Annotated in this window: 11 protein-coding genes; 9 read left to right on the forward strand and 2 right to left on the reverse strand. The window is 66.1% G+C overall.

Going from position 1 to position 11,745, the window contains the following annotated elements:
- The first annotated feature begins 77 nt into the window (after positions 1 to 77).
- From cysQ to BLT73_RS07120, 9 genes are read left to right on the forward strand one after another with little or no spacing between them, the layout of a single operon-like run.
- Entirely contained in the window at positions 78 to 881 is an 804-nt protein-coding gene (cysQ, locus tag BLT73_RS07080; protein WP_090522227.1) for a 3'(2'),5'-bisphosphate nucleotidase CysQ, read from the forward strand.
- Positions 881 to 1,681 (forward strand): 3-deoxy-manno-octulosonate cytidylyltransferase, encoded by an 801-nt coding sequence (locus BLT73_RS07085; RefSeq protein ID WP_090522229.1) that lies wholly within the window; start codon positions 881 to 883, stop codon positions 1,679 to 1,681. The genes cysQ and BLT73_RS07085 overlap by 1 nt, the downstream gene beginning before the upstream one ends.
- Entirely contained in the window at positions 1,678 to 2,940 is a 1,263-nt protein-coding gene (locus BLT73_RS07090) for a glycosyltransferase family 2 protein (RefSeq protein ID WP_176804983.1), read from the forward strand. The genes BLT73_RS07085 and BLT73_RS07090 overlap by 4 nt, the downstream gene beginning before the upstream one ends.
- Positions 2,941 to 2,985: 45 nt before the next feature.
- A complete protein-coding gene (locus BLT73_RS07095) occupies positions 2,986 to 3,879 on the forward strand; it encodes a UTP--glucose-1-phosphate uridylyltransferase (RefSeq protein WP_090522232.1) in 894 nt (297 codons plus the stop codon).
- A complete protein-coding gene (galE, locus tag BLT73_RS07100) occupies positions 3,879 to 4,880 on the forward strand; it encodes a UDP-glucose 4-epimerase GalE (RefSeq protein ID WP_090522570.1) in 1,002 nt (333 codons plus the stop codon). The genes BLT73_RS07095 and galE overlap by 1 nt, the downstream gene beginning before the upstream one ends.
- Complete coding sequence (locus tag BLT73_RS07105; protein ID WP_090522234.1) at positions 4,870 to 6,090, forward strand: glycosyltransferase family 4 protein; 1,221 nt, start codon at positions 4,870 to 4,872, stop codon at positions 6,088 to 6,090. Before galE ends, BLT73_RS07105 begins: the two co-directional genes overlap by 11 nt.
- Before the next feature lie 36 nt (positions 6,091 to 6,126).
- Positions 6,127 to 7,152 carry a glycosyltransferase family 2 protein gene (locus BLT73_RS07110; protein WP_245727150.1) on the forward strand — a complete coding sequence of 342 codons (1,026 nt, stop codon included), beginning with the start codon at positions 6,127 to 6,129 and terminating at the stop codon, positions 7,150 to 7,152.
- The gene (locus tag BLT73_RS07115; protein ID WP_090522236.1) at positions 7,149 to 8,828 is read left to right on the forward strand and encodes a DUF5927 domain-containing protein; all 1,680 of its coding nucleotides are present in this window, start codon (positions 7,149 to 7,151) and stop codon (positions 8,826 to 8,828) included. The genes BLT73_RS07110 and BLT73_RS07115 overlap by 4 nt, the downstream gene beginning before the upstream one ends.
- Positions 8,821 to 10,209, forward strand: coding sequence for a sulfotransferase family 2 domain-containing protein (locus tag BLT73_RS07120; protein WP_090522238.1), 1,389 nt, complete (start codon positions 8,821 to 8,823; stop codon positions 10,207 to 10,209). Before BLT73_RS07115 ends, BLT73_RS07120 begins: the two co-directional genes overlap by 8 nt.
- A 45-nt stretch (positions 10,210 to 10,254) precedes the next feature.
- Here BLT73_RS07120 and BLT73_RS07125 read toward each other — a convergent pair whose 3' ends face one another.
- Positions 10,255 to 10,635, reverse strand: a complete 381-nt coding sequence (locus BLT73_RS07125) for a hypothetical protein (RefSeq protein WP_090522240.1) — start codon at positions 10,633 to 10,635, stop codon at positions 10,255 to 10,257.
- A complete protein-coding gene (locus BLT73_RS07130; protein WP_090522242.1) occupies positions 10,636 to 11,724 on the reverse strand; it encodes an EscU/YscU/HrcU family type III secretion system export apparatus switch protein in 1,089 nt (362 codons plus the stop codon).
- Positions 11,725 to 11,745 lie beyond the last annotated feature (21 nt).

Below are 11,745 nucleotides of genomic sequence, written 5' to 3' on the forward strand. Positions count from 1 at the left end.
CTCCGCATCATAAGGGGCTGAAACTGCCTGCACAATCGTTCAGTCAATGTTAAGTGAATCGAGATACGGGTGACGACATGGATTTTGACAAGCTCACCAGCGTGATGCGGCAACTGGCGCTCGGGGCCGGCGACCGGATCATGGAGATCTACAACGCCGATGATTTCGAGGTTCGGGCCAAATCCGACGCCTCCCCCGTGACCGAGGCGGATGAGGCCGCCGACGCGCTGATCGCGGATGGCCTGCGCGAGGCCTTTCCCGACATCACCCTCGTCACCGAAGAGCAGGCGGAAACCCACAGCCAGAATGCCCGCACATTCCTGATCGTGGACCCGCTGGACGGCACCAAGGAATTCGTGAAGCGCCGGGGCGATTTCACCGTGAACATCGCCTATGTGGAAAATGGCGTGCCGATCCGCGGCGTGGTCTATGCGCCCGCCAAGCAGCGGCTGTTCTACACCACTGCCGATGGTCGCTCGGTGGAGGAGACCGGTCCGTTCGGTGAGGTTGTGGGAGAGACCCATCCGATCGGCGTCAACCCGATGCCGGACAATCGCGGGCTGATGGTGGTCGCGTCGAAATCCCACCGGGACGAGGCGACCGATGCCTATATCGCGCGCTACAAGACCCGTGACATGACCTCTGCCGGGTCGTCGCTGAAATTCTGCCTCGTGGCGACGGGCGAGGCGGATCTCTATCCGCGCCTTGGCCGGACGATGGAATGGGATACCGCGGCGGGCGACGCCGTGCTGCGCGGCTCCGGCGGCGAGGTCGTGCGCTTCGACGACCACACCCAGCTGGCCTATGGCAAGCCCGGTTTCGAGAATCCGTTCTTCATCGCCTACGCCCCCGGTGTGCTGCTCGTCAAAGACGAGGCGTGATGTCGGTTGTCATCGTCATTCCGGCACGGTTCGCCTCGTCGCGCTATCCCGGCAAGCCGCTGGCGATGCTGCGCGGCGCGACGGGCCGCACCGCCTCGCTGATAGAGCGAAGCTGGAATGCGGCGCAAGCCGTGGCCGGGGTGGACCGGGTCGTGGTCGCGACGGATGATCGCCGGATCAGCGACGCGGCCGGGGCTTTCGGTGCCGAGGTGGTGATGACCTCGCCCGACTGCCGCAACGGCACGGAGCGTTGCGCCGAGGCGGTGGCCCATCTGGGCATCGCTCCCGAGATCGTGGTGAACCTGCAGGGAGACGCGCCGCTCACCCCCGCCTGGTTCATCGAGGATCTGGTCGCCGGACTGCGCAAGACGCCCGAGGCGGAGCTGGCAACGCCGGTTCTGCGCTGCTCAGGCCGGATGCGCGCGGATCTGCTCGCCGATCGCGTCGCCGGGCGTGTCGGCGGCACGACGGCCGTGTTCGGCGCAGCCATGCAGGGGCTCTATTTCTCCAAGGAGGTGATCCCCTACGCCGCGCGCGACTACGCCCCGGACGAGCCGACACCGGTCTTTCACCATGTCGGCGTCTATGCCTACCGGCCCGAGGCACTTCAGGCCTATCCCGGCTGGCCGGAGGGCAGGCTGGAAATGCTGGAAGGGCTGGAACAACTGCGCTTCCTGGAAAATGGCCGACATGTGCTCTGCGTCGAGGTCGAGGCGCGCGGCCGTCAATTCTGGGAGTTGAACAACCCGGAGGATATTCCGCGGATCGAGGCGATGCTGGCGGAGATGGGCGAGGCGTGACCCCGCCCCGGACGAGCGTCGTCATCGTGTCCCGCGGGCGGGCGGCTCATCTGCGGCGCTGCCTACTGGCCCTGCGCCTGCAACATCACCCCGATTTCGAGATCGTCCTGGTCGCGGATGCGGCGGGTCTCCCGGAGTGTCCCGAACTGGACATCAAGCGGATCGCCTTTGACGAGCCGAATATTTCTGCGGCGCGCAATCTCGGGATCGGCGCCGCCGCGGGCGGGGTGATTGCGTTCATCGACGACGATTCCATCGCGGAGCCGTGCTGGCTGTTCCGGCTGACCGCGCCGTTTTGCGACCCGCAGGTCATTGCGGCCACCGGCTGGACGCGGAACCGCGACGGATTTTCTTGGCAGGCGCGCAGCCATTTGATCGGACCGGATGGGCTGACACGCACGTTTCCATCAGCGCCGGGCATCAGTCTGCATCCGCCCTGCGACGGGGCGGCTGTCAGCACGCTGGGGACGAACTGCGCCTTTCGCGCCGACGCGGTGCGGGCGATCGGGGGATTCGACCCGGCCTTCGCCTATCACCTCGACGAATCGGACGTTAATCTCCGGCTGGCCGCGGCCTTCCCGCACGGGCTTACCGCCATCGTGCCGGATGCGCAGGTGATCCACGAACAGGCCGCAAGCGCACATCGCAGCGCGGCCCTGGCCGCGCGGGACCTGACCGCCAAGGGGCGCTCGACGGCGATCTTCGCGCGCCGTCATGGTGCGGACATCCCGACCGAGCGCCTCGTCTCGCGCCATCGGCGGCAGCTTTTGCGGCAGATGCTGGACGGTCGGCTGGACCCGTTCAAGGTCGCGCCGATCCTGAAGACGCTGCGCCGCGGGATTGCGGAAGGCCGGGACGCGGAGGCAACGGACCCGCCATCGCCGCGCCAGGATGCGCCCCCCGATTTCCGCGCACTCGCCCCTGCAGCGGATGACCCGCTGACCCTTACCGGATGGCACTGGCAGGCCACCGCTCTACGCCGCCGTGCGGCCCGTGACACAGCGGCCGGTCGGATCGTGACGCTGATCCTGTTGAGCCCGAGTTTTCTGCCCCATCGCGTCACCCTGACCGAAGGCGGCTGGTTCGAGCAGATGGGCGGGCTCTGGGGCGCATCGGAGCCGGATGATCCGCCCGTGCGGGCGTGGACGATGACCAGGCGATCCCGCCGGGAGCGCGATTTGGCGGAGGCCCGCCGGAACTTGTCACTTTATGCAGGCGTTTGCGCAGCGCGCTTGTGGACTGCAAGACGTTCAAAGTAAAAGAGAGCCACATTGCGCCCTCTGAAATCAAAAGGAAAATTCACCATGAGTCGGAAAGTAACGAAAGCTATTTTTCCTGTCGCCGGCCTGGGTACGCGCTTCCTCCCCGCCACGAAGTCGATTCCGAAGGAAATCATGACGCTCGTCGATCGGCCGCTGATCCAGTACGCCATTGACGAGGCCCGCGCCGCCGGGATCGAGGAATTCATCTTCGTGACCTCGCGCGGGAAGGGCGCGCTGGAAGATTATTTCGATCATGCGCATGAGCTTGAAGCCAATCTCAAGCGCGCCAACAAGACCGAGTTGCTGGACATCCTGCGCGCCACCAACATGGATTCCGGGGCCATCGCCTATGTGCGCCAGCACAAGGCCATGGGGCTGGGTCACGCCGTCTGGTGCGCCCGCCGGCTGGTGCCGAATGACGAACCCGTCGCGGTCATCCTGACCGACGACGTCATCATGGGCGAGCCGCCCTGCCTGCAGCAGATGATCGAGGCGCATGCCGAAACCGGCGGCACCATGGTCGCGACCATGGAAGTGCCGATGGAAAAGACGAAATCCTACGGCGTGCTCGATATTGCCGAAGATATGGGGGCCATCGTGAAAGCCAAGGGGCTGGTGGAAAAGCCCAAGGAAAACGCCCCGTCCAACCTCGCGGTGATCGGGCGCTACATCCTCGCCCCGACCGTTCTGCAGAACCTGAACCGGCTGCGCGAAGGTGCGGGCGGCGAGATCCAGCTCACCGACGCGATTGCCGACGAGATCGTGGACGGGCGTGACGTGTACGGTCTGCGCTTCCGGGGCGAGCGTTACGATTGCGGCTCCAAGGCCGGCTTCCTGCAGGCGACGGTGGCCTACGGGCTGGAGCGCGACGATCTGCGCGAGGAGTTCCTGCAATATCTCAACGAAGTCATGTCGCTGCAGCGCGCGGCCGAATGATGCCTGACCATGTTCTGGTGACCGGCGGCGCCGGGTATATCGGCTCGCATGCATGCAAGGCGCTCAAGGCGGCGGGGTTCGTGCCCGTCACCTATGACAGCCTGCTGACCGGCTGGCGCGAGGCGGTGAAGTTCGGCCCGTTCGAGCAGGGCGAGCTGATGGACCGGGCGCGGCTGGATGAGGTTTTCGCCAAGTACAAGCCCGTCGCCGTCATGCATTTCGCCGCGCTGAGCCAGGTCGGCGAGGCGATGGCGGAGCCCGGCAGATACTGGCGCGGCAATGTCTGCGCCTCGCTGAACCTGATCGAGGCGACGGTCGCAGCCGGGGTGACGGATTTCGTGTTCTCTTCGACCTGCGCGACCTATGGCGACCATGACGGGGTGGTGCTGGACGAGACCACGCCGCAACTGCCGCTCAACGCCTATGGCGCCTCGAAACGCGCCATCGAGGACATGCTGAAGGATTTCGGCGCGGCGCATGGGCTGAACAGCGTCATTTTCCGCTATTTCAACGTGGCCGGTGCGGACCCGGATGGCGAGGTGGGCGAGTTCCACCGGCCCGAAACCCATCTTGTCCCGCTGATCCTCGACGCCGTCGATGGCCGCCGCCCGGCGCTGACCATCCACGGCACGGATTACCCGACAGAAGATGGCACCTGCATCCGCGACTATGTCCATGTGATGGACCTGGTCGATGCGCATGTGCAGGGGCTGAACTGGATGCGGGCCGGAAATGGCCCCCGATCCGGCGGAACGGAAGTGTTCTGCCTGGGCACGGGCGACGGGTTTTCGGTCCGAGAGGTGGTGTCCTCCGCCGGCAGCGTGACCAACCGGCCGGTGCCGATGGAGGACGGGCCGCGCCGCGCGGGTGACGCGGTCAAGCTGGTGTCCGGCAGCAAGAAGGCCGGCGAAGTGCTTGGGTGGTCGCCCGACCGCTCGACCATGCCGCAGATGATCCGCGATGCCTGGCGATGGCATCAGAATGGCGGGTATGACGGCTGAACCACCTGTCATGCTGGACGTGTCGCGGCTGGTGTCCCGGATCGGCACCGGCCCGCTGACCGGCATTGACAGGGTCGAGGCTGCCTGGCTGCGCCATCTGGCCGGGCGGGCGCATCTGCTTTTGTGCCGGATCGGTCGCGGGCAGGCCCTGCTTCCGGCGGAAGACGGTCCGCGCATCCTCAAATGGATCGGAGGCGATCTGAGCACCCTGCCCGCCCGCGCCGGCTGGCGCGACGCGGCGGGAGGTCGCGGATCGGCATCGGCGCGGGCCCGCACGGCATTGCGGCGCAGCGCCCTTGCCGTGACCCGGCCCTCGGGGCGCGGCCTGATCCGTCATGTCCGGCATCACCTGCCGGGCTGCGTGGCCTATCTGAATCTCGGCCACAGCAATCTCCACCGCGATCTTCTGAACAATCTGAACGGCCTCCGGCGGGTGGTCATGATCCACGACACGATCCCGCTGGATCACCCCGAATTCACCCGCGACGGTCAGAGCGAGAAGTTCCGCGCGCGCTTCGTCTCGGCGCTGTCGCTGGCCGATCTGATCGTCGCCATCTCGGATGCCACGGCGGATTGCATCGCGCATTGGCAGAAACGGCTGGCCATCCCGCGCCAGCCGGAGGTCATCGTGGCGCGGATCGGGACCGATCTTGCCGCGCCCGACGAGGGCCAGCTCCCGGCCGGTCTGGATGTCACCACGCCATTCTTCGTGACCATCGGCACGATCGAGCCGCGCAAGAACCATGCGGTTCTGCTGGATGCCTGGGAAATTCTGGCACAGCGCCTGCCTGCGGATCGGATGCCGCGCCTTTTCATCATCGGGCGGCGCGGCTGGAGCAACGAGGCGCTGTTCGCGCGGCTCGACCGCCTGCCGTCGGACAGCGCGGTCATGGAATGCGCCGGGCTGTCCGACGCGGCGGTGGCCAGCCTGCTTTCGCGCTGCAACGGGCTGCTGATGCCCTCGCGGGCCGAGGGGTTCGGTCTGCCCCTGACCGAGGCGGCAGGGCGCGGCGTGCCGATCCTGTGCACGGACCTGCCCTCGTCACGCGAGCTGCTTGGTCCCTATCCGACCTATCTGTCACCGGACCGGCCCGCGCAATGGGCTGACTCAGTTGCAACACTTTGCGGGATTCAACCCTCTCGCGCACAATCTCTTGCTATTCCGGACTGGAAACTGCATTTCAAATCAATTGATAATGCGCTGAGTTAATCGGAATTTCCGAAAAACAGTCAAGCGGGACGATTAGTGGCAATTCGGATCGGCTCCACCCTGAATGCGCTGCGCCTGCGCGCGACGAGACAATGGTATCTCGGCCGCGCCCTGCGGCGGCGCAAACAGGTGCAGCCGGTCCGGGTGCTGATGAAGACCGTGCCGCGTGACGCGATCCTGTGCTTTGTCACGCAGCGCAACGAAGCCGTCCGGCTGCCGTTCTTCCTGGATTATTACCGCAATCTCGGGGTGGGGCATTTCCTGTTCGTTGACAATAATTCCGACGACGGCAGCGCCGATTTTCTGCTGAAGCAGAAGGATGTCTCGCTGTGGCGCACCACGACCAGCTACAAGGCGGCGCGGTTCGGGATGGACTGGATCAACTGGCTCTTGTTCCGCTACGGCACCGGGCATTGGTGCCTGACGGTGGACCCGGACGAGTTCCTGGTGTTCCCGCATTGCGACACCCGCTCGCTTCAGGCGCTGACCCACTGGATGTCCACCTCGGCGATCAAGTCCTTCCCGGCGATGCTGCTGGATATGTATCCAGACGGCCGGATCGGCGATCAGCCCTACCGCGCCGGCCAGAACCCGATGGAGATCGCGCGCTATTTCGACCCGGCGAATTACATGGTCCACAAGAACGGGCGCTACGGCAATCTCTGGATCCAGGGCGGGCCGCGGGCGCGCAGCTTCTTCGGCCGGACGCCGGAGCGTGCGCCGGCGCTGAACAAGATCCCGCTCATCCGGTGGAAGCGCAACTACGCCTATATCTCCTCGACCCATATGGCGCTGCCGCGCGCGCTCAACATCGTCTATGACGAGGATGGCGGCGAGCGGATCTCGGGGGTGCTGCTGCACGCGAAGTTCCTGTCCAGCTTCATCGAGAAATCCAGCGAGGAGATGGAGCGGGGCGAGCATTACGCCGACAGCCAGGAATACCAGGCCTACAGCGCCGCACTACAGGACGACATGACCCTGCTGACCGGGGAATCGCGCGAGTTCGAGGATTGGCGCCAGCTTGAACATCTGGGGCTGATTTCATCGGGGAACTGGGCATGACGGCGCCGACCCGCCTTGGCGTGGTGTTCTTGTGCCATGACGAGCTGGCGGTGGCGTCGTCCATGGTGCGGATCTGGCATGATGGCGGCGCGGCGGTCGCGATCCATGTCGACCGGCGCACCCGCGGCAAGCGGTACAACGCGATGTGCCAGTCACTGGCGGATCTCGACAACGTGGAATGGGCGGATCGGCGCGAATGCGACTGGGGCATGTTCTCGATGGTCGAGGCCACGCAATCCGCCGCCGCGATCCTGCTGGAAAACTACCCGGACGTGACCCATGTGATCGTCGCGTCGGGCAGTTGCCTGCCGCTGCGCCCGGTCCGCGAGTTGTGCGACTACCTTGCCCGCCATCCCGGTGTCGATTTCATCGAGAGCGTGACCGCCATGGATGTCGGCTGGACGGTCGGCGGCCTGAATATCGAGCGCTTCGAGCGGTATTATCCCGTGTCCTGGCGCAAGCGCCGCATGTTGTTCGACTGGCTGGTGCAGGCACAGCGCCGGATCGGATTGCGTCGCCGGATCCCGCGCGGACTGGTGCCGCATCTCGGTTCGCAATGGTGGTGCCTGACCCGCGAGACGCTGAGCGCCATCCTGACCGATCCGCGTCGCGGCGAGTTCGACCGCTATTTCCGCTGGAGCTGGATCCCCGATGAAAGCTATTTCCAGACCCTCGCCCGCCGCCACTCCACACGCATCGAGAGCCGCTCGCTGACGCTGGCCAATTTCGACGACCAGGGCAAACCCTATATCCTCTATGGCGATCACGCCGAGATGCTGGCGCTGTCGCGCTGTTTCGTGGCGCGGAAATTCTGGCCCGGCGCGACCGAGCTGCTCGCCCGCTTTCCCGAAGATGCCGGGCCGGCGCACGCGCAGGACGAACCCGACCCGGCCCATATTGAGCGGATCATCGGGGCCGCGGTGATGCGCCGCCGCCTCGGCCGGCCGGGTCTCTACATGCAGAGCCGGTTTCCGAAGAAGGACCGCGAAAACGGCAAGACCGCCGGTTCCTACGCCGTGCTTCAGGGCTTTACCGATCTGTTTCCGGATTTCGAGCACTGGCTGCAGGCCCGCGTCGATGCGGATGTGCATGGACATCTATTCGCCCCCGACGCGGTCGAATTCGCCGGCCGTCCGGAGATCGGACCGGGCGGGCTGTCCAGCCACCCGGAAACCCGCGACTACGATCCGTTCGGCTTCCTGACCAGCCTGATCCGCATCACCGATCGCAGCCAGGTGTTCCAGTATGCGCCGCGCGATGCGCAGGATCTGTCCTGGTTCATGGTGACCGACCCGAACGCCACGATCCGTGTTGTCACCGGCGCCTGGATCGTGCCGCTGATGCATTCCGACATGCCCTTCGACGATGTGCGCCGTATCGCCGCCAAGCTGCAACGGATCGAGCTGGGGCAGCTCGACATCCTGCGCTCGGTCTGGGTCAAGGCCGATGTCGAGGTCTGGGAGCTGGCCGATTTCGTTTCCCGCCCCGCCGCGATCCTGCAACGCATCGTGCGCGACCTGACGCCGGGAAGCTGGCCGCTCTACGATCAGCCGCCGGTGCTGCGCGATCTCGATCAGGTCGGCCGCTTCCTGCAACGGCTGCGCAATGCCGGGCTGCAGCCGCGGCTGATGGGCGATTTCCCGGCCACCAGATCGGAGCAGGACTGGCATGTCTGATTTTCGCAGTTTCGTCATCTTCGCCGAGATGCGGACCGGGTCCAACCTGCTTGAAGCCACGCTGAATTCGGTCAAGCACGTCACCTGCTTCGGCGAGGCGTTCAACCCCTATATGCTGGGCTGGCCGGAAACCGACCAGATCCGCGGCGTGACCAAGGCCGAGCGGGAAAACGACCCGCTGCATCTGCTGGCGGCGATCTGCAACCGCGAAGGGCATCTGTCGGGCTTCCGCTATTTCCACGACCACGACCTGCGCGTGTTCGACACCGTCATCGGCGACCGGCGCTGCGCGAAGATCGTGCTGACCCGCAACCCGCTCGACAGCTATGTCTCGACGCAGCTCGCCTGGCAGACCAACCAGTGGAAGCTGAACGAGACAGAAACCCCGATCCCGGCCGCGATCAACTATGACGGCGCCGCCTTCCGCGAGGGGCTCGACCGGGTGCAGGGCTTCCAGGCGCGGGTGCTGCGCGGCTTACAGGTCAGCGGCCAGAGCGCGTTCTGGCTGAATTACGACGATCTGCGCGATGCCGAGATCATGACCGGGCTGCTGCACTGGCTCGGCCGGACCGATCTGGAGCGGGTGCAGCCCGCCTCCGACCAGGTGCCGCAAAATCCGCGTGACATGGCCGAGAAGGTCGCCAATTTCGACGCGATGCAGGACGATCTGGCGCGGCTCGACCCGTTCCAGACCTCGCGCATCCCGACTTTCGAGCCGCGCCGTGGTCCCGCCGTGCCCAGCTTCGTCGCAAGCGGCGCGGGCGGCGGCATGCTGTTCATGCCGGTGCGCGGCGGCCCGGTCGAGACGGTAGAGGCGTGGATGGAGAGCGGCGCCGAACTGCAGCGCGACTTCAACCAGCAAACCCTGCGTGCCTGGCTGAAGAACCACCCGAGGCACCGCAGCTTTACCGTGCTGCGCCATCCGCTGCGCCGCGCATGGTCAGCTTTCACCCAGCTTCTGGAGGCCGCCCCGGCCGAGCTGCGCCAGCAGATGCGCGAGACCCACCGCGTCTCCCTGCCCGATGATGCAGAGCTGTCCGGTCTGGACGCGGGGCAGCAGGTGCAGATCTTTGCCGAGTTCCTGGACTTCCTGCGCCGCAACCTGAACGGTCAGACCAGTCTTCAGGTGTTTCCGCATTGGGCCAGCCAGACCGAGATCCTGGCCGGATTTTCCCGCTTTCTCACGCCGGACATGGTGCTGCGCGAAGACGACCTGGAGCGCGGGCTCGGCTGGCTCGCGGAGGCCTGCGGGCAGGTTGCGCCGCCCGTGTCGGCGCCCGCGCAGATGCCTGACTTCCTCGATGACAAGGCGCTGCAGAAAGCCGCGCGCGCCGCCTATACGCGCGACTACATCCAGTTCGGGTTCAGCAACCGGCCATAATCCGCGCGGCGGCCGATGGCATTGCGCGTTGCCTGCCCCCGGTGATTATTCTGCTCGCCTCACGGCACGGCGGGCGCCCGCATCGGCCCGCGCCGCGAGCGCCTTCAGCACCTGCACCCGCCCGAATTCGCGCCGTGCCGCGCCGCGCGCGGCGTCGAAGCCCGGACGGATGCGCTGCACCTCTGCATCCAGGCGCAGCAACTCCCGCGCCGCCTGCTGCGCCGCGAAATTTGCCAGCCGGGCCTCCGCCAGCGAAAACGCCTGCGGCGTGACCCCGCATCGCAGCCGGTCCTGTGCCTGGTCGCGCCTCTGCTGCAATGCCTCGACATGCAGGCGAAAGGCGGCGAAGCGTTTTAATTCGGCATCGGCGCGCAACTGCGCCAGTTGCGCCAGCCGGTCAAGCTTGTCTCGCGCAGGTCGTGCCATTTACCAGCCGCGCCGCGCCTTCTCGCGCATCCGCTCGGCAAAGCGGATCGCGGCGGCGACGGCGGCGAAATGCGCCGGCGCAATTTCCTCGCCGATCTCCACGGTCGCATGCATGGCGCGCGCACAGGCCGGATCGGGCCAGATCGGCACTTCATGCGCGGCGGCGCGTTCGCGGATGCGCAGGGCCACCGCATCCACCCCTTTTGCCAGGCAGACCGGTGCCCGGCCGCTGCCGCGTTTCCATTCCAGTGCGACGGCGTAATGCGTCGGGTTCACGACCACCACATCGGCCTTTTCGACATCCGCCAGCATCGCATTCAGCACGATGGCCACCGATCTCTCCCGCCGCGCCGCCTTCATATGCGGGTCGCCTTCGCTCTCCTTGATCTCGTCGCGCATCTCCTGCATCGACATGCGGTTGCGGCGCCAGAACTCGGCATGTTTCGCGACCAGATCGGCGACGGCGAAGAGCGCGGAAAGCAGCAAAGCCAACGCAAGCGCGCGCATCACCACCGGGCCGATGCCCGCGACCCAGCCGGTCTCCGCACCGCCGGCCGTCATTACCGGAATGAGCGCGCGAAACAGCAGCCAGCCACCGAAGCCGACCGCGAAGGTCTTCGACGTGTTCAGCGCGAAGCTCACCAGCCCGGATCGGCCGAATTTCTGCCCGGCATTCTGGACCGGGTTGATCCGTGCAGGCTTGATGCCGAGTTTCGACGGCACGAAGACGAGGCCGCGCTGCACGATCAGCCCGCACAGCATGATCGCGGCCGGGATCGACAGCAGCGCCAGCGTCCAGATCGCGCTTCCCCGCCAGACGCGCATGGTGCTGCCCTCTGTTCCGTGCGCAGCAAAGCTTCCCGCGTGGCCTGCCGCCGTCCCGGACATCTCCGACCAGAGTTGCGCCACTGCCGTCAGCCAGGCCGGCACGATCAAGTTCAGTGCCAAGAACGCGGCGATCAGCGCCCCGGCATATGCAAGGGCGGCATTGACCTCGGTGGAGCGCGGGACATCGCCTTTCTGCCGGGCCTTGCGCAATTTCTGCTCGGTCGCCTCGAACTGCTTGTCGGGAGCATCGGAGTCACTCATCCCGCCACCTGACAAGTTGCG

The sequence above is a fragment of the Paracoccus isoporae genome, from assembly GCF_900101865.1.
Taxonomy (GTDB): Bacteria; Pseudomonadota; Alphaproteobacteria; order Rhodobacterales; family Rhodobacteraceae; genus Paracoccus; species Paracoccus isoporae.